Source organism: Fictibacillus arsenicus (assembly GCF_001999465.1).
Taxonomy (GTDB): Bacteria; Bacillota; Bacilli; order Bacillales; family Fictibacillaceae; genus Fictibacillus; species Fictibacillus arsenicus.
Genome location: NZ_MQMF01000002.1, coordinates 826,236 through 850,350, shown reverse-complemented (window position 1 = coordinate 850,350; position 24,115 = coordinate 826,236). Strand labels below are relative to the sequence as shown.

At 39.2% G+C, this 24,115-nt stretch carries 26 protein-coding genes and 2 pseudogenes; 22 read left to right on the top strand and 6 right to left on the bottom strand.

The window, feature by feature from the left end; genetic code table 11:
* The first annotated feature begins 5 nt into the window (after positions 1 to 5).
* Positions 6 to 578, top strand: coding sequence for a DUF4256 domain-containing protein (locus tag UN64_RS11575; protein WP_077362814.1), 573 nt, complete (start codon positions 6 to 8; stop codon positions 576 to 578).
* Between the two features lie 241 nt (positions 579 to 819).
* Here the strand turns inward: UN64_RS11575 and UN64_RS21290 are convergent, their stop codons facing one another.
* The gene (locus tag UN64_RS21290) at positions 820 to 2,007 is read right to left on the bottom strand and encodes an endonuclease (RefSeq protein ID WP_425590116.1); all 1,188 of its coding nucleotides are present in this window, start codon (positions 2,005 to 2,007) and stop codon (positions 820 to 822) included.
* Between the two features lie 287 nt (positions 2,008 to 2,294).
* Here UN64_RS21290 and UN64_RS11565 point away from each other — a divergent pair, with 287 nt between their 5' ends.
* From UN64_RS11565 to UN64_RS11530, 8 genes are all read left to right on the top strand, one after another.
* Positions 2,295 to 2,939, top strand: coding sequence for a pentapeptide repeat-containing protein (locus tag UN64_RS11565; RefSeq protein ID WP_077362810.1), 645 nt, complete (start codon positions 2,295 to 2,297; stop codon positions 2,937 to 2,939).
* A gap of 238 nt (positions 2,940 to 3,177) precedes the next feature.
* Positions 3,178 to 3,705, top strand: a complete 528-nt coding sequence (locus UN64_RS11560) for a GNAT family N-acetyltransferase (protein ID WP_139343085.1) — start codon at positions 3,178 to 3,180, stop codon at positions 3,703 to 3,705.
* Positions 3,706 to 3,813: 108 nt separating this feature from the next.
* On the top strand, positions 3,814 to 4,878 hold the full coding sequence (locus UN64_RS11555) for an NAD(P)H-dependent flavin oxidoreductase (protein ID WP_077362806.1): 1,065 nt from the start codon (positions 3,814 to 3,816) through the stop codon (positions 4,876 to 4,878).
* A 111-nt stretch (positions 4,879 to 4,989) separates the two neighbouring features.
* Positions 4,990 to 5,247, top strand: coding sequence for a phage holin family protein (locus UN64_RS11550; RefSeq protein ID WP_077362804.1), 258 nt, complete (start codon positions 4,990 to 4,992; stop codon positions 5,245 to 5,247).
* A 355-nt stretch (positions 5,248 to 5,602) separates the two neighbouring features.
* A complete protein-coding gene (locus UN64_RS11545) occupies positions 5,603 to 6,274 on the top strand; it encodes a 5'-methylthioadenosine/S-adenosylhomocysteine nucleosidase family protein (protein WP_077362802.1) in 672 nt (223 codons plus the stop codon).
* A gap of 495 nt (positions 6,275 to 6,769) precedes the next feature.
* Entirely contained in the window at positions 6,770 to 8,023 is a 1,254-nt protein-coding gene (locus UN64_RS11540) for an L-lactate MFS transporter (RefSeq protein ID WP_077362800.1), read from the top strand.
* Between the two features lie 129 nt (positions 8,024 to 8,152).
* Positions 8,153 to 8,602, top strand: a complete 450-nt coding sequence (locus UN64_RS11535; protein WP_077362798.1) for a GNAT family N-acetyltransferase — start codon at positions 8,153 to 8,155, stop codon at positions 8,600 to 8,602.
* Between the two features lie 224 nt (positions 8,603 to 8,826).
* The gene (locus UN64_RS11530; protein WP_077362796.1) at positions 8,827 to 9,489 is read left to right on the top strand and encodes a YrrS family protein; all 663 of its coding nucleotides are present in this window, start codon (positions 8,827 to 8,829) and stop codon (positions 9,487 to 9,489) included.
* A 111-nt stretch (positions 9,490 to 9,600) separates the two neighbouring features.
* Here UN64_RS11530 and UN64_RS11525 read toward each other — a convergent pair whose 3' ends face one another.
* Positions 9,601 to 10,362 (bottom strand): class I SAM-dependent methyltransferase, encoded by a 762-nt coding sequence (locus UN64_RS11525; RefSeq protein ID WP_077362794.1) that lies wholly within the window; start codon positions 10,360 to 10,362, stop codon positions 9,601 to 9,603.
* Between the two features lie 447 nt (positions 10,363 to 10,809).
* Here UN64_RS11525 and UN64_RS11520 point away from each other — a divergent pair, with 447 nt between their 5' ends.
* Complete coding sequence (locus UN64_RS11520) at positions 10,810 to 11,397, top strand: SurA N-terminal domain-containing protein (protein ID WP_077362792.1); 588 nt, start codon at positions 10,810 to 10,812, stop codon at positions 11,395 to 11,397.
* Positions 11,398 to 11,433: 36 nt separating this feature from the next.
* Positions 11,434 to 12,138 (top strand): polysaccharide deacetylase family protein, encoded by a 705-nt coding sequence (locus tag UN64_RS11515; protein WP_077362790.1) that lies wholly within the window; start codon positions 11,434 to 11,436, stop codon positions 12,136 to 12,138.
* Between the two features lie 52 nt (positions 12,139 to 12,190).
* Here the strand turns inward: UN64_RS11515 and UN64_RS11510 are convergent, their stop codons facing one another.
* The gene (locus tag UN64_RS11510; RefSeq protein WP_171978882.1) at positions 12,191 to 12,643 is read right to left on the bottom strand and encodes a universal stress protein; all 453 of its coding nucleotides are present in this window, start codon (positions 12,641 to 12,643) and stop codon (positions 12,191 to 12,193) included.
* 159 nt (positions 12,644 to 12,802) lie between these two features.
* Here UN64_RS11510 and UN64_RS11505 point away from each other — a divergent pair, with 159 nt between their 5' ends.
* From UN64_RS11505 to UN64_RS11460, 10 genes and pseudogenes are all read left to right on the top strand, one after another.
* Entirely contained in the window at positions 12,803 to 14,092 is a 1,290-nt protein-coding gene (locus UN64_RS11505) for a phytoene desaturase family protein (protein WP_139343084.1), read from the top strand.
* A 2-nt stretch (positions 14,093 to 14,094) separates the two neighbouring features.
* A complete protein-coding gene (locus tag UN64_RS11500) occupies positions 14,095 to 14,958 on the top strand; it encodes an RNA polymerase sigma-70 factor (protein ID WP_077362784.1) in 864 nt (287 codons plus the stop codon).
* 18 nt (positions 14,959 to 14,976) lie between these two features.
* Positions 14,977 to 15,538, top strand: a pseudogene (locus UN64_RS11495) (GNAT family N-acetyltransferase).
* A gap of 16 nt (positions 15,539 to 15,554) precedes the next feature.
* Positions 15,555 to 16,235 (top strand): HAD family hydrolase, encoded by a 681-nt coding sequence (locus UN64_RS11490; protein ID WP_077362782.1) that lies wholly within the window; start codon positions 15,555 to 15,557, stop codon positions 16,233 to 16,235.
* 261 nt (positions 16,236 to 16,496) lie between these two features.
* Positions 16,497 to 17,384, top strand: a complete 888-nt coding sequence (locus UN64_RS11485) for an AraC family transcriptional regulator (RefSeq protein WP_077362780.1) — start codon at positions 16,497 to 16,499, stop codon at positions 17,382 to 17,384.
* A 113-nt stretch (positions 17,385 to 17,497) separates the two neighbouring features.
* Positions 17,498 to 18,613: a DNA polymerase III subunit beta gene (gene dnaN / locus UN64_RS11480; RefSeq protein ID WP_077362778.1), complete on the top strand. Its 1,116-nt coding sequence runs from the start codon at positions 17,498 to 17,500 to the stop codon at positions 18,611 to 18,613.
* 10 nt (positions 18,614 to 18,623) lie between these two features.
* On the top strand, positions 18,624 to 19,283 hold the full coding sequence (locus tag UN64_RS11475) for an alpha/beta fold hydrolase (protein WP_077362776.1): 660 nt from the start codon (positions 18,624 to 18,626) through the stop codon (positions 19,281 to 19,283).
* A 244-nt stretch (positions 19,284 to 19,527) separates the two neighbouring features.
* A pseudogene (locus UN64_RS11470) lies at positions 19,528 to 20,001 on the top strand (GNAT family N-acetyltransferase); the annotation flags it as partial.
* A 39-nt stretch (positions 20,002 to 20,040) separates the two neighbouring features.
* Entirely contained in the window at positions 20,041 to 20,415 is a 375-nt protein-coding gene (locus tag UN64_RS11465; protein ID WP_281249443.1) for a GNAT family N-acetyltransferase, read from the top strand.
* A gap of 7 nt (positions 20,416 to 20,422) precedes the next feature.
* On the top strand, positions 20,423 to 20,956 hold the full coding sequence (locus tag UN64_RS11460) for a GNAT family N-acetyltransferase (protein WP_077362774.1): 534 nt from the start codon (positions 20,423 to 20,425) through the stop codon (positions 20,954 to 20,956).
* Positions 20,957 to 20,987: 31 nt separating this feature from the next.
* Here UN64_RS11460 and UN64_RS11455 read toward each other — a convergent pair whose 3' ends face one another.
* A complete protein-coding gene (locus UN64_RS11455) occupies positions 20,988 to 21,947 on the bottom strand; it encodes a helix-turn-helix transcriptional regulator (RefSeq protein ID WP_077362772.1) in 960 nt (319 codons plus the stop codon).
* Between the two features lie 86 nt (positions 21,948 to 22,033).
* Here UN64_RS11455 and UN64_RS11450 point away from each other — a divergent pair, with 86 nt between their 5' ends.
* A complete protein-coding gene (locus UN64_RS11450) occupies positions 22,034 to 22,945 on the top strand; it encodes an SDR family oxidoreductase (protein WP_077362770.1) in 912 nt (303 codons plus the stop codon).
* 32 nt (positions 22,946 to 22,977) lie between these two features.
* Here UN64_RS11450 and UN64_RS11445 read toward each other — a convergent pair whose 3' ends face one another.
* On the bottom strand, positions 22,978 to 23,733 hold the full coding sequence (locus UN64_RS11445) for a hypothetical protein (RefSeq protein WP_077362768.1): 756 nt from the start codon (positions 23,731 to 23,733) through the stop codon (positions 22,978 to 22,980).
* On the bottom strand, positions 23,730 to 24,104 hold the full coding sequence (locus tag UN64_RS11440) for a cupin domain-containing protein (RefSeq protein ID WP_077362766.1): 375 nt from the start codon (positions 24,102 to 24,104) through the stop codon (positions 23,730 to 23,732). Before UN64_RS11440 ends, UN64_RS11445 begins: the two co-directional genes overlap by 4 nt.
* Positions 24,105 to 24,115: the final 11 nt, after the last annotated feature.

Genomic DNA, 24,115 nt, shown 5'->3' with positions numbered 1-24,115 from the left:
TGAATATGACAACCACTACCGGTAAAAAGGAATTGTCACTGGAACAGCGTGAAGAATTACTGCAAACATTGAAAACCCGTTTTGAGAAAAACATGGATCGTCATAAAAACCTTGAGTGGGACAAAGTCCAAGCAAAACTGGAAGCTAACCCTGAAAAACTGTGGTCACTCAATGAGATGGAAAGAACTGAAGGGGAACCTGATGTTGTTGAGTATAATGAAAAGAACGATGAATACGTTTTTTATGACTGTTCGGCCGAGAGTCCTAAAGGTCGCAGAAGTCTATGTTACGACCGTGAGGCACTAGATGCGAGAAAAAAACATAAACCAGAGAATAGCGCACTTGACGTGGCAGCTGAGATGGGTATTGAACTTTTAACGGAAGAACAATATCGAGCTTTGCAGAAACTTGGGAACTTTGATAAGAAAACGTCCAGTTGGATACAAACCCCTTCAGATATAAGAAAATTAGGCGGGGCTATTTTCTGCGATTATCGTTTCGGACATGTTTTCGTGTACCACAATGGAGCTGATTCCTACTATGCTGCAAGGGGTTTCCGCGGTTCACTAAAACTCTAATCTAAAAATAACTTAAAAAAACGGGGCTGACTTAAAAGTATAAAAACTTTTAAAGTCATGCCTCATTTTATTTAAACTTATTTAGATAACGTACATCGTTATAAAATAGTAGTTTATCTAATAAACTCGATTAGAATGTTGACGATTTTATTTATTTTTTATTTTGATAAAAAGAAAAAATTAGGGGCTGCCAAAAGTAAGTTTACCTTACTTTTGGGACAGCTCCATTTTTGTTATTTGTTTACCAGATTTCCTCAGCCCATTCTGGATGGTCGATGAAAGGATTTCGGTTGTGCTGATAATCGTTATAGATGATGTTATTCCGGTTGCGTTCCCAGTTATCAACAGGATCTTCTAAATGCCACTGAAGCAGCACCGACATTTTACCGTGATATGGAGCCGTTCCGTTATTCACGTTGTTGTTCAGCTCTAGCTGCGGCTCGCCGCTGTCTCCTTCATAACGGACAGCCATGTAGAACAGCATACGTGCAACGTCGCCTTTTACCGCATCTCTCGGTTCCCACGAATCACTGTCATAGTAGTTTCCAAGGGCTTCAGAGTGCTGTGTGCCTCCATTATCGAAATCAAGGTTGCCTCTTGAACTGTTTACCGTTACATCGGTCGGACGAAGGTGATGAATGTCTGTACCAGGTCCCATCGTCGTACCGAAATCACCGTGAGATTTTGCCCAAACGTGTTCACGGTTCCAGTCGTTTATATCGCCGCCGTTCGTTGTTTTACTTTGAGATCGTCCTGTATATAACAGAATTACGTTGCTGCTGTTGTTTGGATCCTCATCTGTTTCCTTTAATGCTTCCCAAACTGCTGAATAAGAAAGTTCAGTGTGATCGTCGATGATGTTGTGCAGGGCATTTTTTAAAGCTGCACCTGTTTTTCCTCTGGCTGAATCGTAATAAGAATCGTCATACGCGGGCGGATCAGTCGGATCCCCTGGGTCACCAGGATTTCCAGGGTCAGAGCCCGTTGCTTTTTCCATCGCAGTTGCGTTCTTTAAGCCAGGGTGTGAAAAATAAGCGGCTAAGTTCCCTGTAACTTTAATCGATTGTCCTTTTAAGCTTGGATTCGATTGCAAACCAAATGTTGAACGGAACGATGACGGAATTTGTACATACACCATGTTGGCCGTGTTCGTTTCAGAAGCACTGTCCGCGAGTGCGAGCGCATAATCGTTCGGATAGTTGCTCGTCACAACCGTATTGGTAGCAGTAGGCTGCCCGACAACATACCCCTGTACCGTTTTGATGCTGTTGTTTTGATTGGATAGTGCTTGAGATACAGAATACGGACTTGTCCAGGAACCATCACCGGCAGCCTGAAGAGTAGGTATGAATGCTAGTGTACTGATCGCTAAAGCAATGACTACAGAAAAAAGAGAAAGAAACTTCTTGTTTCCATGCCTTCTTTTCATCATCAACGCCTCCATTATTTTATTTTCTTTCAAAGCTTTAAACTGCTTTTATTTTACAATCATTTCATTAACTTCATTTTACAGACTTGTAAAATATCAACCTAGTTACTAAGGAACGAACTATTTATCGAGAAAAAGCAGTTAGATATGCCTAGTCAGTAATCGGGAATCGAAAGAAACGAAACTTTTATAATATATATCTGCAGTGATAGAGTCTTGTGAGAGGGAATATGCGAGTTATGTCGAAACAGACGGTAAAGAGGAAATGGTGAAATGAGGCGAAGGTATTGAAAAAGAAAATAAGATCAATCAACAAACCAGATCTGCCTGAACACTTGGAAACCTTAGAGATAAGCGGGCTGGGGGATAGTGATTCATTCGAAATGGGGAAGATTGAATCTTCCGTTGGAACACTTGATGCAAAGCATGTGCAATTTAATGAAGTTCTTATCAAGGGTGTCAACTTGGGAGATTCCCAGTTACCATTTTCGGCATGGAATGATGTTGTTTTTGAAAAGTGTGATCTGTCGAACGTGAAATTTAACGGTGCACGGTTTAACCGTGTGGAATTTATTGAATGTAAGCTGGTAGGTGCAGATTTTGATGAAGCGGTTCTGCGTGATGTTCAATTTATCGACTGTCCTGCTCCGTATTCCTTATTTAGTCTTACTGAGCTTAGAGATGTTCGATTCGATAATTGCTTGTTAAAAGAAGCAAACTTCATCGAGGCAAAGCTAGACAACTTTCAACTTGGGACTTCAACCATTCAAGAGGTGCAGTTTTCGGACACGTCATTAAAAAGTATAGATCTGAGCAAATGCCAATTTTCATTCATACATGTAAAGGAAGATGATCTGCGGGGTGCTATTATCTCAGCTGAACAGGCAGTCACCTTAATTGAAGTGTTTGGTGTGGAAGTAAATGACGATTGAGGTTGGGACCGGACAAAAATGGCGGTTGACCGAACAAAAATGAAGCATGACCGAACAAAAAAGTGACGCAACCGAACAATTTTTCTTTCCAACCGAACAAAAATAGTTTTACTCAAAAAAATATCATCCTGAAAAAGACTGCCAGTACACCCTCGGATCTACCCCAACAAAAATACTAGTGGTTTAAATGAGAAAAGGATATTATTTACTATTGTGGGGAATTCACGATAGGGGGTTAATGATGTCTAACCAAAAAACACATATTCGTCCTGTACGAGTAGAAGATGCTGAAGCTGTCTTATCGATTCAGCGTGAAGTCGTTGGAGAAAAAGATTATTTTATTGCGGTATCCGAGGAATTTAACAAAACGACGGAAGAGTATCAAGAATGGATTCAGAAGATTATTGAACACGAACGAGAAACCATGTTCGTAGCAGAAATAGAAGGCAAAGTGGTCGGATGGATCGTATTCAAATCACAAGAGCGCAAAAGAATGCATCATACAGGTTCGTTTGCGATCATGCTTCAAAAAGACTGCAGGAATAAAGGGATTGGCAAGCTGTTGATCCACGAATTGCTGCGCTGGGCAGAAGAGCATCCAATCATAGAAAAAGTTTCATTAGGTACGTTCTCAACGAACACAAGAGCGATCGAACTCTATAAAAAGCTTGGTTTTGTTGAAGAAGGACGCAAAGTGAACGAATTTAAGTTTAATGAAAATGAATACGTAGATGATGTACTTATGTACAAATTGGTAAAAGCATAAATAGATTGAAAGATTGCCGTGTAATAGATATCGAGCTTTGGTCAAAACAGACTAAAGCTCTTTCTTTTTGATATGATTTAGAAAAAGTATGGGAGAGGAGAGCAAGATATGATCTGTAAAAGACTAAACATCAAATACCCCATTATCCAGGCAGGAATGGCAGGAGGGCCGACAACCCCGGAGCTGGTAGCCGCAGTCAGCAACGCAGGTGCTCTCGGAACGCTAGGAGCGGGGTATATGTCACCAGAAGATATACGAAATGCACTCTCGCAAATTATGAAACTAACGAAAGATCCCTTTGCCGTGAATCTCTTTCTGCCACAAGTCTATGAAAAAAACGAGCAGCAGATCTTGAACATGCAGAAATATTTGAACAAGTACCGGAAACAGCTTGGCATTCCGGAAGTCAGTTCTGTTCCGGATATCCAGGATCTTTTTGAACAGCAGCTTAACGTGGTGATCGAAGCGGGAGTGAAAATTGTAAGCTTTACGTTCAACAAACCTTCTGCTGGTTTAATAGAAAAATTGCATAATAGCGGAATTACGGTGATCGCCACAGCAACAACTGTAAAAGAAGCGAAAGAACTAGAGTCACTCGGTGTTGATATGATCGTTGCACAGGGCAGTGAGGCGGGTGGCCATAGAGGAACTTTCTTGGATGCTGAAGATGAAGCACTGATCGGCTCGATGGCATTGGTTCCTCAAATCGTTGATACAGTTAAATGTCCTGTTATCGCTGCCGGAGGAATTATGGACGGCAGAGGGATGGCGGCGGCTTTCTCGCTCGGAGCATCGGCTGTACAGTTAGGAACAGCATTTTTAACCGTTCCAGAAAGTGGAGCAAGCGAGATTCACAAGTCAGCCATCCTAACAAGCAAGGATACCAATACAAAAATAACACAAGCATTCTCTGGAAAAAGCGCAAGAGGGTTTAAGAACGAGATGATGTTGAGTTTAGAGAGCGCAACTGATTTGCCGCCTTATCCGATCCAGCATGTGTTAACTTCAGACATCAGAAAAGAAGCGGCAAGGCAAGGAAACAAAGAGATGGTCTCTATGTGGGCAGGGCAAGCATCTGCATTAAGTAAGAAACAATCGGCTAAGGAATTAATTGAATGCCTTGTACAAGAATACAGAACAACGATTTCAAAGATTTCAACTGAATGGAACTAAGGCAGCATCACATGTCGTGCTGCTGTTTTTTATTGTGCTGCTGTTCTTTTATTTAAATCATAAAAATATATTGTGAATAAGCATTACAATACAGTGAACGAGGTGACAGTCATGGATTTTGCGAGTATGGCAGCAAATTTTTCACCGTATGTCGGTCTGGCTGTGATTTTATATGCGATTCGTCAAACGGAACGAGTGTCGAATAAGTATATCCCCATTGTAGCTATCGTGTTAGGAGTCCTGTATTCTTTTTGGGAATCTGGAGGAGCAAGTCCAGGTGCCACTTTAGAAGGATTGAAATATGCATTGCTTGGAATAGGTACAGTTGCAGGTGTTAAGTATTCCATTGAAAACAAGGCTAAGAAATAATACTAGAGTAGTACTGTTTATATGTAACGGGTTCTCTTTTGGAGTATAAAAAAGAAAAAAGCAATACAAATAGCAAGTTAATTCGCATATGAATTAGCTTGCTTATTTTTGTTGTTATATCAATGTTTATTGGGTTTTTATGTTGAAATTAGCGCTCTTATTCGCACTTGTTAATAGACTTACCAATTTTTAGCGAAAAAGGATTAGACTAGGGCTTATTCGAATATATAATTAGATTAAAAGTATGATCTTCTTATTCAACAAACAGAGTAAAGAAGAATAGTGATAAAAATGAAATTCAGACCGTGTGTAGACATTCAATAGTGACAAATTATATTTGTAGGGTGATAAATCGATGATAGGAATAAGCATAGCAACGAAGTGGGAATATGAAGCGACATTGGAATACTTTAGCATAAAAGATAACGAACGCTTCGGTTATCCTTATGGCGAGTATTTCATGAGAACAATTAATGATACTGAGCTTGTTTTTTATAGTACTGGTGTAAGAAAAGTAAATGGTGTTGGTGGTAATCAGTATATGATTTCTAAATTTAATTTAACTAAAGTAATCGTTGCTGGAACATGTGCAGGAATAGATGATATGTTCAGTAATTTGGATATTTTTGTACCTGATAAAGCCGTTCAATATGATTGCACAGTAAAAGAAATTGAGCCTCTTATTAAACAATCCTTCATAGTTAATTTTGATCTATCAAAATATGGAAATGATTTTTATACCGGAACAATTGCCACCGCTGATAAAGCAGTAGTTATGTGGAAGGACTATATAGAACTTAAAGAAAACGAAATTACAATAGCCGATACAGAAGCGGGTGCAATTGCTTATATCTGTAAAAAGAATGATGTTGAATGTATTATTATTAAAGGAATATCTGATTTTCCAACAGATGAAAGAAACTCTGATAAATTCGAATCAAACATTGAACAAATTAATGTTTATTTAGAAAACACACCCAAAGTTATGAATAAAATTTTTGGCGAGTATTTAAAAAGATTTATTTAAAAGCGCACTTCTTTTTCAAATTGCTGTTAGAATAACTGGAGATTGAAAAGCTTCTGAAAAAATTCTTTATGATGTGTTTCATGAACTTTGGGTCACACCAAACGATTTTACTCAATCCAAAGATACATTTCTTTCGAGTTACTTGATCAAACGCTGTAAAATAAAATGTGTGCAAATAGAAGAAACACATATTAAATCTCTTTTGTCAAAAAAATCAAAAAATTATATTGCGGCTTGCCGTTCTATCTGATAACATTAAAAGCGTTTACAACTATTGCAACTGAAATGGAAAATTTGCACGATCTGCTTATTTTCTATTTTATAAAATAATGATGAATGATTTCTCTGCACGAGTATGTAGAGATGTTAGGCAACATTCTTAAAAGACTTATCACTGTATAAGTTCTTTTGGATGTTGCCTTTTTATTTTGTTTGCAATAGGAATAACAAGAAAGAATACTTAACAAAATTAACTTTTTAGGGGGGATTTCCGAGATGAAAAAGACAAAAAACCGTTGGCTTATTGCATTGTCAGCTGTTGGTATTCATATTTCAATCGGGTCTGTGTATGCGTGGAGCAACTTCACAAATCCATTAATTGATAAGTTTGGCTGGTCAGCGTCACAAGTACAGATGACGTTCAGTATCGCTATTCTTTTCTTAGGATTGTCAGCTGCATTTCTAGGACATTTTGTTGAGAAGCATGGTCCGAAAAAAGCAGGTATGCTGGCTGCGATTTTCTTTGGAATCGGTATTGCCGGATCTGGGCTAGCTGTTAATATTGGCTCACTGCCGCTGCTTTATATCTTTTACGGGGTGCTGGGCGGTATAGGACTAGGCGTTGGATACATCGCACCGGTTTCAACACTGATCAAGTGGTTCCCTGACCGTCGTGGGCTTGCGACTGGTCTCGCTATCATGGGCTTTGGTTTCGCCGCGGCAATAAGTTCGCCGATCATGGACACATTAATCAAGTCCGTTGGGGTAGCAAACACGTTCTTTATTTTAGGAATCGCTTATTTTGCCATCATGACATTGTCTTCTCTTTATTTAGAAAAACCAGAAGAGGGCTGGCTGCCGGAAGGATTTAAAGAAAACGTGGAAAGCGGAAAGGTGAAGATCAAGAAGGACCTTTCTCAACTTACTGCAAACGAAGCAGTAAAAACACGCCGTTTTTATTACCTTTGGATCATGCTCTTTATTAACGTAACGTGCGGAATCGCCATTCTTTCAGCTGCAAAACCTCTAGCACAAGAAAGTATCGGCCTTTCTACAGCTGAAGCTGCAGCACTTGTTGGGGTGCTTGGATTGTTCAATGGATTCGGCCGTATCGGCTGGGCTTCCATTTCGGATTACATCGGGCGTCCAAACACGTACACGACGTTCTTTGTGTTACAGATTGCACTCTTTTTCATGCTGCCGCAGACAACATCATCGATTCTTTTCCAAGTGATGCTTGCAGTCGTTTATACGTGTTACGGCGGTGGATTCGCATCGATTCCAGCTTACATTGGCGACTTGTTTGGAACAAAGCAAGTTGGTGCGATTCACGGCTACATCTTAACAGCTTGGGCAGCAGCGGGTCTTGCAGGTCCATTGTTCGCAGCATGGATCAAAGACACAACAGGATCATACGCAAACAGTTTGTCATTCTTCTCAGGACTGTTCGTTGTTGCGCTCGTCGTTTCAATTTTAGTACGTTTTGATATGAAACGATTAGCCGCAAAACAAGAGAAGTCAGTAGCGTAATCAACAATAGCAGAAATGCAGTGCTTTCATTGACGGGAAAGCACTGTTTTTCTTTGTGTGAAATGCCTTGTTTTTGAGAATATATGGTAAGGTTAAGTAGATACATAATTACAGTCAAAAGGGGAATTTATGAATAACAATCTTGTAGAGATCGTAGAATTAAACTCGGAAAATTGGTATGAATGCTGCACATTAGAAGTGTCTGAAGAGCAAACAAGTCACATTGAGCCTAATGCCGTTTCAATTGCTCAATCTAAATTTGAACCAACTTTAAAACCTTATGCTATTCAGTGCGAAGGGAAAACAGTTGGTTTTCTCATGTTTAATACGAATGAAGAAGAGCTTGACGGGTATTGGATTTATCGGATTATGATCGATAAGAACTATCAGAAAAAAGGGATAGGGAAAATCGCGACAAAACTAATGATTGAAGAAATGCGTACATTGCCTAACATAAAAAGAATTGTAGTAGGCTATCACCCAGAAAACATAGGAGCGCAACAGCTTTATAAAAGTATGGGATTTGTTGACAACGGCGATCGGTTCGGTAAAGAAATGGCTGTTGTTTTAGAAGTTTAATAATGCTTTTTAATGCCTAAGTAGGGCAGTTTTTTATGTGAAGAAAGAAAACATTCTATAGCAATTTCTAACAAAGCTTTTAATACCCTCATTTTTTTACACCATTTCTACGAATATTGTTGAGTGATTAAAAGAGATTCTTAATTGATAGAACTCCTTAAGCTGGAGTTCTTTTGTTTTGTTTTAAAGATAGAGGGAACCGTATTTTAAGGAGTGATTTATAGATGGGAAGATATAACAAGAAAGAAAAAAGCACAAAGAAAAGAAATGTTGTCCTATTCAGTGCGTTAAGTGCAGTCCTTTTAGCGCTATTGTTCTTGCCGAAAGATGCGTTATTAATGGGCAATGAAGAAGAGGAACCAGCTAAAAAAGAAAGCAAAGAACCTAAACATAAAGTTGTAAAGCTTCAGCCAGATAATGAAAGTGCTTATGAAGATGAGGAAGAGAGCTCTGAATCTTCTCAAGCAGCGAAAGAAGAAGAACAAGAACCTTCTCAAGAAATCGGTATAGATCCGGAAAAAGAAGCGGATAAGAAAGAAAAAGCTAAAAAAGCAGAAGAAGAGAAAAAGGAACAAGCTGCAGAAGCAAAAAAGAAAGAACAAGCAGCTAGTCAGCCTAAAATTAACGAACCGATCGGAACATCCCAAACCGGAACACATACTTCGAGCTATGAAGAAGGCAGCGTAGACTGGAATGAGAAATTAAAGGCTATTCGTCTCGCTACTGGACTTGATGAAAACATGACCGTTTGGAAGATCGCAAATGGCGGCGGACCACAAAAATCAGTCGCAGAAGTAAGTCCAGACGGTAAGCCGGGTGAAAGATATACGGTAAATCTTGAGTGGGTTGATCAAAAAGGGTGGAAAGTAACGAGCGTTAAGAAGTAAAGTAGGTCTGATTTCGCATTTGGACAGTTTAGCGCACTTATTAGACAAATTAATATAAATGAAGCTGACTCCAGATAGGGATGAACCTATAATGGAGTCAGCTTTTTTTGATCATCTTTTCTTAACTTTTACAATGAAACGATGCTGCTTCACATCAAAATAACCCTTCAATTGGATCATCTCATGAATTTCGTAAAGCTGAGCAATATAGTTTTTACTTTTAAAATCAGGGACCTGCCAAGGTATTGCTTTTAAATAATAGAGGAGAGCTCCAATATCATAAAAGCGCTGAATCGGAAATTCCTCTTTCGCCTCTAGAATTTCGAATCCAATTTCATGTAATTCTTTCTCTGAAAAGGCAAGTTCCCAGTGGGAAAACTCGTCATTTACAGGGGCAGCAAGAGCATGATTAATATCTACATAATCGGCGCCACCAACCTGCTGAGTCACAAAAATACCATCATCAGTCAGTACTCTGTGCACTTCACTTGGAGAATATGATTCATGCTTGTTGATGATCAGATCAAACTGATTATCATCAAATGGAAGCAAGTCATCCTCACCTATTTGATATACCTCAATGCTTAATGGCTCAAGCCGTTCTTTAGCTACTGGAACATTTGGCGGGTAACCTTCTGTTGCACAAACTTCTTTTGGAAAAGGCTGCAGCTTTGATAAAAGCTCACCGCCGCCCGTTCCCATATCTAGCAAGGATGCGGATTTCTGAATGAGCGGCAATACCATACTGCCATATGACCAGGTAAGTAAACTGCTGCTCACTCGGCCGGTTTCTGTTATATAGGAAAAATCCCATCCCGAAAAAGGTTTTTCAATTTCTTTTAAATAACTCTGAAATGATTGATCTTTTAACATAATTGCACCTCCGTATAATTTCAAGGCTATTTTCGTTATACATTGTTGTTTTTGTAAGTAGTTGATCTCCGTTCCAGGATGTTCGCTTTCCGGGGGGGTGTGCGGTGAGCCTCCTCTGCGCTTTGCGCCGATAGGAGTCTCACCTGTCCCACTAATCCCCCAGGAGTCTCACACCTTGCACTCCTATAAACTAGACAATGAAGAAATGAGTCGAAAGCAACAACCTTCTAAACAGCCATTTTTTTTAAGTTAATTGATGCAGCCGGAGGGCCTCTGCACGGATAGCGTTTTTATATGTCATGTTCGAATGTATTCATTATTTACTCCTTTCGCACAGTTTCAGTTGTTTAGTTATTCTTTTTAAAAAGGCATTTACCTTTTAAATAGCAGGGTTTTGAAACTTTTTGTCGAAATTCAGCAGACGCCGATTTATTAAGGAGCGAGTGGATGAAGGATAGAAGGACAGTTCTGTTGGGAGCAGTTACACTTATTTTGCTCATTTTGGTTGCTAGTCGTGGTGATCAAAGTTTTGCTCAATACATACGATCTTTTGCGGACACAAAGATCTCGAATAAAGAAGTTCTTTCGGAACACGAAATCAAGAAACTCGCTTATTTTAACGAGCATGTGATGAATCAATCAAAGAAAGAAGCAACACTCAATTCAATTGATGCGCTATTAGAAGATAAGGCAGTTCAACAAGAAGCAGAAAAGCAGAAGCTGAGTGTTTCAGATGAAGAAGTTCAAAAGACGATCAACTTCCAAATGGAGCATGCAAAAAAGACAACTTCACCAGAATTGACATCACTTCTAAAAGCTTTAGATTTAACGATAGGGGAGTATTACCAAGAATACTCCTATGAATCAATTCGCGAAAAGTTAATAGAGAACAAATTATCTCTGCAAGTGACTAAAGAAGTTCGAGATCCTGAGGAAAAAGCCAAGGTATGGGAGAAGGAAAAGCAAAAACTAGTAAAACAATTTTTGACTGTGAATTATGTTGAAATCGAACAACTTAAAAAAAGGTATGAGTAGTAATAAGTTTCATGCTTGACGATTAAAGGAGAACAAATGAAAAAGAAGATTTTGATTACCCTGCTCTCTGTTGCAGTTTTATTAGCGGTTTCATACACTCTATTTAAAATCAGCAGTTCTAGAGATTTTCAGTTTTACGGCGGCCTTGTTACAAAAGCAGAAACGACAAATAAGGTAGTTGCACTAACGTTTGATGATGGTCCTACGGAAAACACAGATGAAATCTTATCAATTTTAAAAGCAGAAGATGTAAAAGCAACATTCTTTGTTACAGGACGCGAAATTGAGGAGAACTTTGAAGAAGCGCGAAAGCTAGCAGAAGCTGGCCACGAACTGGGAAACCATTCATATTCTCATAAAAGAATGGTCTTGAAAACGCCATCTTTTATCAAGAGCGAAATCGAGAAAACAGACGAACTGATCCAAAAAGCCGGTTACGAAGGGACGATCCAATTCAGACCTCCTTTTGGAAAGAAGCTGATCGGTCTGCCTCGTTATTTGGACAAACATGATCGAAAGACGATTCTTTGGAACCTGGAACCTGATTCTTATCCGGAAATCGCCTCGGATGCAGAAAAAATCGTAAAACATGTAAATGAAAAAATAGAACCGGGATCTATCATACTTCTGCACGTTATGTATGACAGCCGTGAAGAATCCATGAAATCGGTAAAAGGAATCATCAAGGACTTGAAGGCTCAAGGGTATACGTTTCAAACCGTTACAGAAATGCTGGAATAAAAAGAGGAGCTCACTCTCGTTAAAGTGGGCTCCTTTCGTGTATTAGCTTTAATTATTTTGCGACAAGTACTGGCTGGTGTGCGTCAGATACGACTTTTTGACTGACGCTGCCTAGGAATAATTTTTTAAATCCGCTATGGCCTCGGTTTCCGATGACGATGAGATCGATGTTATGGGTATCCGCATACGAGCAAATTGTCGCAGACGGGTCTCCATGCAGAATGGCTGACGTTGTTTTTGTCGTGGGATCGATTCTTCTTAGTGCTTTGTTCAGGATTTCTTCTCCATGACTTTGCTCGGTAATGGCAGCCTCTTTCACTTCAACAGTTGTATTAGCCATGCCTACAGGGTAAACTCCGCCGTACAAAGGCAGAGATACCTCATTCGTTACGTAGAGCAACGTTATTTCAGCACCTGTGTTTCTGGCAATCTCAATGCCATTGTGAAGGGCAACGAAGCTTCCTTCTGAACCGTCAACTGCTACGAGAATCTTTTTATATAACATCACGTGATCTCCTTTCATGCAGATTTGGCAACTTCTATCAAAATAGTTACCTTATAAAAACATTACCCCTTGGAGTTTTATGTAAACAAATTCCGGTGTTCTGTCACAAAACCTAACCCTTTCTCGTCTTGTTTGTAAAATCAGAAAGTGGTGATTAGATTGAATAAATACGATGCAGCGATTATTGGTGGCGGGGTTTCTGGATTGGCAGCCGCGGTGTACCTGTCTAAAGCAGGACTATCTGTGGTTATTTTTGAAAAAGGAAAAGAACTTGGAGGGCGGGCTCAAACCGTTAATCGAAACGGTGCACTATTTAACCTTGGAGGTCATGCATTATATAGAGGCGGAGCAGCAGAAGAAATATTAAAGGAACTTGAGATAAACGTTTCTGGAAATGTTCCCGATACGAAAGGATATGCCATATGGAGCAACGGACTCTTAGAATTGCCAGATTCGTTAAGCAGCATGTTAAAGACGAAATTATTATCGTGGTCAGGAAAAATGGAACTTGGCAAATTAATGATAAAACTTCGGAAAATAAAAGCCGCTTCCATTAAACCGATGACATTGCGAAATTGGGCAGAAACAGAGGTTAAAGATCCAATGGTAAGACATGTGTTCTATGCACTATGCAGGACATCTACCTATTGCATAGATCCGGATCAGCAAGCAGCAAGTGCTGTAATAAAACAAGTTCAACTTGGTATGAAAGGTGTCTTGTATATAGACGGTGGGTGGCAGACGATAGTAGATCATTTAAGAAGGAAAGCTGAAGAAAATGGTGTGGATATCCTGACAAACAAAACCGTTGTTTCTATAGACTGTAAAGAAATGCAGCATATTCATTTTACAGATGGAGAAAAGCTCGAAGTGCCAACCGTTATCGTGACAACTGGTCCAGAAAATACGTGTAAACTTGTTAGAGGAGCTGAACAAACCATGCTTCAGAAATGGAAGGAACAGGCACAACCCGTTTATGCAGCGTGTTTGGATGTAGCATTACATCATCTTCCCAATCCGAACCATAACTTTGCAATAGCTGTGGATCAGCACATATTATTTTCGAATCACTCCAGAGCTTCAATGTTAAGTAAAAATGGATCGGCAGTACTGCAGCTTATTAAATATCTGGGAACTGAAAAAAATTGCGATCCTAAGATTCACAAACAAGAGCTTGAAGAAGTCATGGATCTTATGCAGCCAGGGTGGAGAGAGAACGTAATTGCTCAACAATTTCTACCACAAATGACTGTTGTCCATGATACCATCACAGTGAATGACAGACATTATTTTGGTCCATCTATTCCTGAGATTCCAGGGCTCTATATAGCAGGAGATGGAACAGGACATGGAGAAATGTTGGTGGACGCAGCATTTGCCAGCAGTAAAAGGGCAGCTTATGCCATAATCGAGAAATATGGAGCTCAGAGGGTTCAGAGGGAGGCTTAACGATGAATGAGACGGAACAATTATTTACGACACATCGTCCTTTGTTATTTTCATTGGCATACCGAATGTTAGGAAGTGTGCAGGATGCAGAGGATATTGTTCAAGAAGCCTATATTACCCTGAGTGAGACAACAACGGAACACGTTCTGAACTCGAAAGCATATCTTTGTAAAATTGTGACCAACCGCTGTATCGATTTATTGAAATCAGCAAAAAAACAACGGGAAACATATACAGGCCCTTGGCTTCCTGAACCACTTTTAATAGATTCCAAGGAAGATCCAGCCCAAAACTATATCATGAAGGAATCTCTTTCCACGGCTTATTTGCTTTTGTTAGAACAGCTATCAGAAACGGAACGTGCCGTATTCCTTCTGCGTGAGGCTCTTCAATATGACTATGACGCCATTGCGGATGTGGTAGGGAAGAGCAGTACAAACTGCAGACAGATTTATCACCGCGCGAAAAAAGCAGTTGGGAATCATAGACGATCTGATCCATTAACGCCAGCTAAAGCGCACGCGCTCTCAGAACAGTTTGTTTCAGCGATTATTACAGGAAACGTTAGTAAACTATTAAGCTTGTTAGCCGTTGATGCGACTCTATTATCAGACGGCGGAGGGAAAACAAAAGCGGCTCTATTCCCGATTCTTGGTGCAGAACGAATCTCCCGTTTTTATATGGGAATCTTGGCTAAAACAACTGAAGATTTCTCCTTCAAATTTACAACGGTTAACGGTGACCCTGGTATCGTGTTGTATATAGAAAGCCAGGTCTATGGCGTGCTTTCACTTCATGTCCAAGACGACTTGATTGAAAAGATATACTGGGTAGCAAATCCCGATAAATTATCTCATATCAGCTGACATAATTGGAGGAACACGATGAAACCGATACTATTAGACTTCCCAACAGAATTTACAACAGATAGACTGCTGATCCGTATGCCGAAGCCAGGTGATGGTAAGGCAATGTTTGAAGCGATCAATGCTTCTATCGAAGATCTAAAACCAGGCTGCCCTTTGCCATAATAGATCAGACAGAAGAAGATGTTGAAGTAAATATACGAGAAGCACATCTGAAATTTTTGAAGAGAGAAGATCTGCGTCTTCTCGTTTTCTTAAAAGAAACAGGTGTACTCATTGGATCATCTGGTTTGCACCGGATTGACTGGGCCATTCCGAAGTTTGAGATCGGCTATTGGATCGATTCGCGTCACTCTGGAAAAGGATATGTGAAAGAAGCGGTTCAAGGAATTACTGATTTCGCAGTTAATGAATTAAAAGCCCGCCGGATTGAAATCCGCTGTGACACGAAAAACGTAAGAAGCGCTGCGATACCTGAACGATTAGGCTTTACATTAGAGGGATTCATCGAAATGACTCATTAGCTGTTGGGTCAACCACTATACTAAGAGATACGAGTGTTTATGCGAAGGTGTTTTAAATAGGAGGACTTTCTTGTGATAAAAGCAGTTTTTTTCGACCTTTATGAAACACTTATCACAGAGTGGAACAACAATCAGAAAAAAGCGGTTTATTCCACAGATGAGCTTGGACTGAATCCCAAGGTTTTTAAAAACGAGTGGGATAGTAGAAGAGAACTGCGGATGGACGGAACCTTTCCTGATCATGCGAGTGTATTGAGAGATATCTTGAATTCTCACGGCATGTCTATAGATCCTGATTTGATCGAGAAAGTTCATCAAAAGAGAGTCTGGGCAAAGACAGTGCCTTTTCAAGAAATGCATCCAGAAGTTATAGAATTACTCGCAACCCTTAAAGCAAAAGGCATGAAACTTGGTTTGATATCAAATTGTGCACCAGAAGAAGTCTCGTCATGGAATACAAGTAAACTAGCAGACTATTTTGATACTGTAGTTTTTTCCTATGAAGTAAAGGTCGCAAAACCAAGTCCTGCAATCTATCATATAGCATGTAAGAAACTTGCGGTAACACGAGAAGAAGCTATATTCATTGGCGATGGTGGATCGAACGAATTAGTAGGTGCAGCTGAAGCAGGGTTAAAATCTTATCATGCCACTTGGTTTTTACCCGAAACTTTTAGTCAAAAGATTCAAGGATTCCCGAAATTAAATCATCCATTAGAACTTCTTGATCAAGTTGAACTAGCATATCATTAACGTGCTAGTTCTTGTTTTAGATTGAATGGTTTTACTTTCTAAAATGGTCACACAATGTCAAGGAATGTAAACTCGTTGATAAACAGCAAAAATTTTTGGATTCTAGTCCCAATCTCGTGGATAACATACAAAAACTTTTGGATTCAGCTATAAAACTTTTGGATTGAACTCATGTACAATACATTTTAGAAGAAGTTAGCAAAAAAGGTTAAGAACGAATAGCTGTTCGTGGATATGATAGAAGCAGGGTAGGTGGAAGAGATGGATTATGAGGTTTGTATTCAGCGGACATTAGATTACATCGAGGAGAACTTGCACGAACGGATCACATTAGAGGAGCTTGCAGAGCTCGCTTGCTTCTCGCCGTTTCACTATCATCGGGTGTTTCATTTTCTCGTAGGAGAATCCGTCATGGATTATGTGCGGAAAAGAAGGGTGACGCATGCAGCCATCCGATTAATGGATTCTGATGAGAAAGTGATCGATATCGCACTCGATCTTGGGTTTCAATACCAGGAGTCGTTCAATCGTGCTTTTAAGAAGTTCTTTGGGGTCTCGCCAAGACAGTACAGGAATATGACTTTTATTCCGAGGTCTCTTCATCAAAAAGCTTACCTGAATATGAGCAGTTTTATGGGAGGAATTTCAATGGAAATGAAATTAGTTACGAAACCTGCGTTCAACCTGATCGGATATGAACTGAAAACACGAAATATTGATGGCGAAAACAACAGTGAAATCCCAAAGTTCTGGCAGCATTATATTCAAAACAACCTAGGCGCAAAAATACCAAATCCTCTTAACAGAAATGAACTCGGGCTTTGTACAGACTACAACATGACGACAGGTGAGTTCGTATATATCATTGGAATGGAAGTGGCGGAAGAGACACCGGCTCCTGAAGGCTTAACATACAGAAGCTTCCCTGAAAAAGAGTATGCTGTTTTTACTACTCCTAAAGCAACAGAAGAAAACTTCCCATCAACAATCCAGTCTACATGGGTTGAAATCTACTTAAAGTGGTTTCCGAATTCAGGATATGAGCAGGAAGGGACCCTTGAGTTTGAGTTGTATGATGAAAAATGCCTGGGTAATGAAAAACAGATTGATATCTATATTCCGGTAAAAAAACAAAAAGTAAAAGCATAGGAACAAGTTCAAGTAAGGCAGCTGAAATAAGCTGTCTTTTTTCTTTTTAAAAAAGATTTTCCTATTTTTTGTCGAATTATCAAGTAGACATAAAGATTGGAAGGAAGTAACATATGGAATTTATAATTGCACAGAGTCTTTTCAGCAAAGCTCTTTCTGATGTTAGTAAAGCAGTTTCATCAAGGACACTATTACCTATTTTATCTGGTATAAAGATTGTTGCAGGAGAAGACGGGATCACTTTGATTGGCAGCAACTCAGACATTATCATTGAACGAACCATTTCGGTAACTGATGAGAAAGTTAAGATAAATAAGACGGGTAGCATCGTTGTCTCTGCAAAATATCTAACTGAACTTGTTAAGAAACTGCCAGAACAAATTCATATTAAAACGGATAATAATCAAATATATATACAAGCAGGAACAATCAGTACGAAACTTAATGGGATTGATGCAGAAGAATATCCTTCACTTCCTATAATTGTTGGTGACTCGATACATATATCAGCACAAGAATTGAAAGACGCAGTGAAAACAACAGGGTTTGCAGCTGCAAGAAATGAAACAAGACCTGTCCTGACAGGGGTGAATCTCATTTTTTCAGAGAACTCATTCACTTCGGTCGCGACAGACTCACAGCGCTTGGCATTCAAAAAAAGTGACATCCAAAGCTCAGGGGAAGGAAGCTTTGTCGTTCCGAAATCGAGCATAGATGAACTAGCCAAACTCGTAAACCATTATTCTGGCATGGTAGAGATCCAGTCAGCGGAAGGCTATATCCATTTTAAAACTAATGAGATTTCCTTATATTCAAGATTAATTGCAGGTCATTATCCAAATACCTCTGTTCTGATTCCGAATGAAGTAAAAACGACCCTCGTGTTGTGCAAAGAGACACTGATTAAAGGAATCGACCGTGCGTGCTTGTTTGCAGGAGAGTGGAAGAACAATAATGTAGTGCTAAGTATAAATGAGCATAAGCTGGCTATTTCATCTGGCTCATCGGAAATGGGGAGTATTGAGGAACTTCAAGAAATAAAGGCGATGGAAGGAGAGTCTGATTTAAAGATATCAGTAGACGGTCATTTCTTGCTGGATGCCTTAAAGACGATTAACGACGGAGAAATCAAGGTGAAATTCAGTGGTTCGATGAAACCGATTGTTATAGAATCTGCGAAAGAAGAATCACCGTACTTGCATCTGATTTCGCCAGTTCGGTCTTTTTAAGAGGTGCTCTATGAAATTTAATAATGGTGAATATATATTAAGTATTAGTGGGATCAATCATTGGGTAAAGATTGATGGTTATGAAAACAAAACAATACCTTTAATTCTTCTCCATGGAGGGCCAGGCGGTAATCACTATAATTTTGAACGAACTGTTGGACGCATGATTTCTAAAGAGAGAACAGTTGTGTATTACGAACAAAGAGGATCAGGACGAAGTGACAAGCCAGAATCTGCTGATAACTACTCGATTGATTTACTTGTGTCTGATTTTAAAATATTGAAAGATTTGTTGGGAATAGAAAAGGCGGACTTGCTGGGATACTCCTTTGGAGGAGAGTTAGCACTTGAAATAGCTTATGCCTTTCCAAATGACATTTATAAGCTGGTGATTTCTGGTCCAAGTTTAATGTATTCAAATATACAGCAGCTTATTCAGATACAGGGATTCATGTCTGTTGCTGAAGGAATTCTTCTAGAGAGAATTGAAACAATCCTAAAACAAAAGAAATCGATAGAAGATAAATATAATGAAGTGTGGTCAATCGTAGATACAAAGACTGTTGATAGATTTTTGTTTGAAGATCAAAGTGTGGCTGAACAAAATAGATTGCTTTGGAATAAAAGCGGTCTACAGAACACAGGACAAATGATGAAAGCATTGTATTAAAGTCCACCTAATGTACCACTATTACATCGACTAAAGAAGATAGAAAACGAGACTTTAATAATTAATGGGGTACATGATAGAAACACAGGATTAAGTGTTTCAAAAATAATAGATAAAGAGCTCAACAACAGCAGCTTGGAGTTATTTTATAATAGTGCCCACTTTCCTGAAATGGAGGAAACAGAGAAATTTTTAAGATTAACTTTAGAATTTTTGAATACAAAAGAATTAAGGAGTCATTTCAATGAACATCGTACCAACCTCAGTACTGGACAAAGAAAAAATTGATTGTTTTTTTATCAAGCATTGGGGAAGTTTAGAAATGGTTATTTCAAGCGGAACGTTTCAATGTAATGAATTAGATGGTTTTGCAGTTTTAAATGAATCAGAGCAAATCATAGGTCTTATTACATATATATTTCACGCAGAAATATGTGAGATTATCTCCCTAGATAGTTTAGTAGAGAAATACGGGATAGGGTCTTCACTTATTGATAAAGTGGAACAAATCGCACAGAAAAGAAGTATTTCACAAATTAAAGTCATCACTACAAATGATAATTTACATGCTTTAAGTTTTTATCAGAAGAGAGGTTATCAAATTGTAGAAGTACTGGTAAATGCAGTTGAGCAAGCAAGAAAGAGTAAACCCGAAATTCCTTTTACAACTGAGAACGGAATTCCAATTCGTGATGAAATCGTTTTGCAGAAGAGTTTGGGTGTAGATCAAGTACTAAAAGGTGATATTAAGTATGTCATGAATGATAATTCGTTAACTGCCGAAGTGTTTTTATTATTAGTAAACGGAGTTTGGCAAGGTGATTACAATGAAACACTTACACACATTGCCCTACAGAAAACAATGAACATAACAGCTTGGCAGAACGATAGATTAGTTGGTTGCGTTCGAATTCTAACAGATGGTTATTTTTTTGGAACAATTTCAGAGATTCTAGTACTTCCTGAATTTCAAAAGATGAGGATTGGGAAACAGCTGATGGAACTTGCCTGGGAGGCAAGCCCAACATCACTTTTTTTGGGTGCTCAGCCAGGAAAAGAGCCTTTCTTTGAGAAGCTAGACTATACAAAAGGGATTCAATCTTACCAAAAGAAAAAAGAACGCAGAAAATAGGGAGCTTATGATGCAAAACAAACTACCAAAAGTAATCTTGCGAGAGTTATTAATGGAAGACGCAAATGACCGTTACAAATGGTGCATGGATCTAGAAGTGACCAGGCATCTCAACATGCCTGATAGAACACCACCATTTAGCCTGGATGAGACAAAGGGCTGGATTCAACAGTGCATCAACAAGACAAATGGTTATGAACAAAAAGCTATACTTGCTGAAGATAGTAAACATATTGGCTGGGTTGATTTGAAGAACATTGACTCTTTAAATAAACATGCAGAATTAGGCATCGCAATTGGAGATAAGAACTATTGTGGTAAGGGTTACGGCATTGCTGCAATGTATGAAATGATATCTTTCGGATTTCAAGAACTTGGTTTAAACAAGATTTGGCTTCGAGTAGAAGTGGATAATGAAAAGGCAATAAAATCTTATAAAAGAGTTGGGTATGTAGAAGAAGGGATCTTAAGACAAGACCGCTTAAGAAAAGGCATGTATGTGGACAGGATAAGAATGAGTATTTTAAAAGATGATATGTAAAGGGAAGGCAATCCTAAAGCCTTCCCTTGTTTTATTTGTATAGAGAGAGCGCTGATTCCGCCATTTTAGTAACAGTATCAATTAGTGAAACAGGTTGCTTAATTTTGATTTTATCCCCAAACCCTAGAACAAAGGCTGCTGCTTCTTCCTTCGTATCAAAAGAAAGCTGAACAGGAATACTCCCATCTTCGTCGTTCGGTGCTCCGGTATGTAAAACTTGAGCAAAACGTCCGGTAAACGTTAACCGTGGAATAATAGCAGGAGACACCTCAACTTCGACTTCAAAGACAGGCAGATTTTGAACAAAGGTTTGTTTTGACTGATTCCAATACTCAGCAAGTTTAAAATCTTGAGGTCTTGCAAATACCTCGTCGGTCATTTCAGGAGATTTTATTCGAGATACTCTAAAGTTTCTAAGTTCACCGTTTGAGGCTGCGATTAAATACCACGTTCTTCCTTTTGCTACCAACCCCAATGGCTCTACGATTCTCTCAGATGTTTCTTTGTTTGCTTTTTCGTATCCCATCTTTATTGTTCGTTCTTTCCAGATTGCTTGCTGCAAGGTGCTTAGTGCGGATAGTTCTTGGCTGGACTGTCTCCAAGTATCTGTATCGATATGGACGCGGTTCCACATATCATCTGCTTGTGTTTGAAGAGAGTTTGGAAGGGATGCCAAAAGCTTCTGCCGAGCTTCCTTCCAGTCCTTTGTGAAGCCAAGGTCACTCAGGAGCTGAAATGACGGGGAAAGAAACAACGTTTTTAGCTCGTTGTCTTTTAATCCTGTCAGTTTTGTTCGGTATTGATCAACCAGCCGCCATCCTCCATGTTTCCCGCGTTCAGCTAATACGGGAATCCCAGCTGAACTCAACGCCTCCATATCACGATGGATCGTACGTTCTGTTACTTCTAATTCTTCGGCTAATGCTTTCGTTGTCATCTTTTCATGATTTTGCAGCAGTAATAAGATACTGATCAATCGGTCTGCTCGCATACGATTTCCCCCTTTTTTAAATATGACATAAGGTGTCAACTTTAAAGGTTATACTAAAGATAATTCAAAAAAGGAGCGGATGCAAATTGAAACCACTAAAAGGAAAAATAGCACTTGTAGCTGGCGGAACAAGAGGGGCTGGACGAGGGATCGCGATGGAACTAGGAGCTGCGGGAGCAACCGTTTATATTACGGGAAGAACAACACGCAAAGAAATTTCTGAATACCGAAGACCTGAGACGATCGAAGGAACAGCCGATCTCGTGAACGAATTAGGCGGTGTTGGAATTCCGGTGCAAACTGACCATCTAGTACCAGAGCAGGTTAAAGCATTGATCGAAAAAATTGAAAAAGAACAAGGCAGACTAGACATCCTGGTCAATGATATTTGGGGTGGGGAAAATTTAATCGAGTGGAATTCACCCGTTTGGAAACATTCTCTTGAAAAAGGGTTAAGAATGCTTCGTCTAGCTGTTGATACGCACCTTATCACTAGCCATTATGCACTTCCGTTATTAATTAAGAATGAAGGTGGACTCGTTGTTGAGATGACGGACGGGACAAAAGAATACAACGATAAAAATTACAGGGTATCGATGTTTTATGATCTAGCGAAAACGTCAGTGAACCGAATGGCAAAAGCTCTGTCGCATGAGCTTTCTCCTTACAAATGTACAGCTGTTTCTGTATCGCCAGGCTGGATGCGGTCAGAAATCATGCTTGAGGTATTTGGGGTAAACGAAGAAAATTGGCTAGAAGGTGTAGAAAAAGACCCGCACTTTGCAATCTCTGAAACACCTCGGTTTGTTGGAAGAGCTGTGGCTGCAATAGCAGGGGATGAAGATCGAAATGAACTGAATGGTCGATCCTTTTCAAGCGGTGACCTTGCAAAGAAATACAACTTTTATGACTTAGATGGTTCACAGCCTGATTGCTTTCGTTATTTAGAGGAAGTAGTGGAAACAGGAAAACCAGCAGACACAAAAGGATATAAATAAAAAGAGAAAGGCGTATGCTGTATACGCCTTTTCTAGTGCGAACTATTATTCATATGTTTTAGTAAAGGAAACAAATAATCAACACTATCTCTCTTTTCGTTGCGAATAAATTCTTCAATACTTTTATTAGCGTTCTTTAACCACACAATACGTTGAAACTCTGGAATCTCACCTTTTGCTATCAGTGCTTTACAGAATTCTTCATATTGGTCAACAAGTTGTTCTAGAGTTAAGTTTAGCTGTATGTGATATAGCACGGTTATGAAATCAAAATCGCCGCCAGTTTTCAGATATTTAACAGCACAATCCTTAACGTCATTATCATTGACTATTCCTAACTCTTCGTGTAACTCCCTTAATACACTTTTTTCTAAATCGAAAATAGAATCATGAAGATCCTGGCTGCTTAACCCGCCGCCAACACATTGTAATCTCCCAGGATAAGCTGTATTTTTTCCCATTTCTCCAAAGACAAAGAAAGAATCCGCTGTTTCAACTAATCCTGCACTATAAATTACTCTGCATCTTTCCATTTCGATCTGTTTGTTTCGCACAGAATAGAGATAGTATGCGTAATCTGATCGTTTTAAGATCACATCCAAAAAATCTTGTGTTTCCTTCACCGTAGCAACATGAAAAACTTCACCACGAGAAAATCGATTGTCTTTATTGATAATACGCCAAAAATTATCCACTTTATCTTGAAAATGTTCAGGCAGTTCAACCGGATTTTCATCTAGTTTTACTGAGAGGGGCTTAGTTACATAAGTTAAGACGGCTGGTTTCATGATGAATACTCCGTTAATTCTTTCTGTTTCATAAACGAAGCAGGTTCTAACTCTTCACTTTCTATCACTATTGCAGTCAATCCAGTTTTTGTAGTCGTTTCATGAAATTCATCTTTTACCCAAAATACAGCTTCTCCGGCTTTGATAGGGTAGATCGTATCGTCCTCGCCGCGGACAAAGCCTTCGCCGCTAACTACAAGAAGCAGCTGAGGAACAACCGCCTGGTGATAGCCGATGATGCCATCTTTATCAAGATGCATGCAGCCAATATTTGCGGGCTTATTCGTAAGTATTATACGAGACATTACAAAATCAGAATCAAATCTCGTAATGTGTTTACCAGCTTCCTTACTAAAGTCAAAAATCTTCATAATGAACCTCC

Bases quoted from the DNA above. Each gene is read 5' to 3' on its own strand.
- dnaN (WP_077362778.1), top strand. From the start codon at position 17,498: ATGGAATTTATAATTGCACAGAGTCTTTTCAGCAAAGCTCTTTCTGAT.
- UN64_RS11540 (WP_077362800.1), top strand. From the start codon at position 6,770: ATGAAAAAGACAAAAAACCGTTGGCTTATTGCATTGTCAGCTGTTGGT.
- UN64_RS11465 (WP_281249443.1), top strand. From the start codon at position 20,041: ATGAATGATAATTCGTTAACTGCCGAAGTGTTTTTATTATTAGTAAAC.
- UN64_RS11475 (WP_077362776.1), top strand. From the start codon at position 18,624: ATGAAATTTAATAATGGTGAATATATATTAAGTATTAGTGGGATCAAT.
- UN64_RS11550 (WP_077362804.1), top strand. From the start codon at position 4,990: ATGGATTTTGCGAGTATGGCAGCAAATTTTTCACCGTATGTCGGTCTG.
- UN64_RS11555 (WP_077362806.1), top strand. From the start codon at position 3,814: ATGATCTGTAAAAGACTAAACATCAAATACCCCATTATCCAGGCAGGA.
- UN64_RS11530 (WP_077362796.1), top strand. From the start codon at position 8,827: ATGGGAAGATATAACAAGAAAGAAAAAAGCACAAAGAAAAGAAATGTT.
- UN64_RS11510 (WP_171978882.1), bottom strand. From the start codon at position 12,643: ATGTTATATAAAAAGATTCTCGTAGCAGTTGACGGTTCAGAAGGAAGC.
- UN64_RS11515 (WP_077362790.1), top strand. From the start codon at position 11,434: ATGAAAAAGAAGATTTTGATTACCCTGCTCTCTGTTGCAGTTTTATTA.
- UN64_RS11500 (WP_077362784.1), top strand. From the start codon at position 14,095: ATGAATGAGACGGAACAATTATTTACGACACATCGTCCTTTGTTATTT.
- UN64_RS11460 (WP_077362774.1), top strand. From the start codon at position 20,423: ATGATGCAAAACAAACTACCAAAAGTAATCTTGCGAGAGTTATTAATG.
- UN64_RS11545 (WP_077362802.1), top strand. From the start codon at position 5,603: ATGATAGGAATAAGCATAGCAACGAAGTGGGAATATGAAGCGACATTG.
- UN64_RS11535 (WP_077362798.1), top strand. From the start codon at position 8,153: ATGAATAACAATCTTGTAGAGATCGTAGAATTAAACTCGGAAAATTGG.
- UN64_RS11520 (WP_077362792.1), top strand. From the start codon at position 10,810: ATGAAGGATAGAAGGACAGTTCTGTTGGGAGCAGTTACACTTATTTTG.
- UN64_RS11440 (WP_077362766.1), bottom strand. From the start codon at position 24,104: ATGAAGATTTTTGACTTTAGTAAGGAAGCTGGTAAACACATTACGAGA.
- UN64_RS11455 (WP_077362772.1), bottom strand. From the start codon at position 21,947: ATGCGAGCAGACCGATTGATCAGTATCTTATTACTGCTGCAAAATCAT.
- UN64_RS11575 (WP_077362814.1), top strand. From the start codon at position 6: ATGACAACCACTACCGGTAAAAAGGAATTGTCACTGGAACAGCGTGAA.
- UN64_RS11525 (WP_077362794.1), bottom strand. From the start codon at position 10,362: ATGTTAAAAGATCAATCATTTCAGAGTTATTTAAAAGAAATTGAAAAA.
- UN64_RS11485 (WP_077362780.1), top strand. From the start codon at position 16,497: ATGGATTATGAGGTTTGTATTCAGCGGACATTAGATTACATCGAGGAG.
- UN64_RS21290 (WP_425590116.1), bottom strand. From the start codon at position 2,007: ATGAAAAGAAGGCATGGAAACAAGAAGTTTCTTTCTCTTTTTTCTGTA.
- UN64_RS11560 (WP_139343085.1), top strand. From the start codon at position 3,178: ATGATGTCTAACCAAAAAACACATATTCGTCCTGTACGAGTAGAAGAT.
- UN64_RS11445 (WP_077362768.1), bottom strand. From the start codon at position 23,733: ATGAAACCAGCCGTCTTAACTTATGTAACTAAGCCCCTCTCAGTAAAA.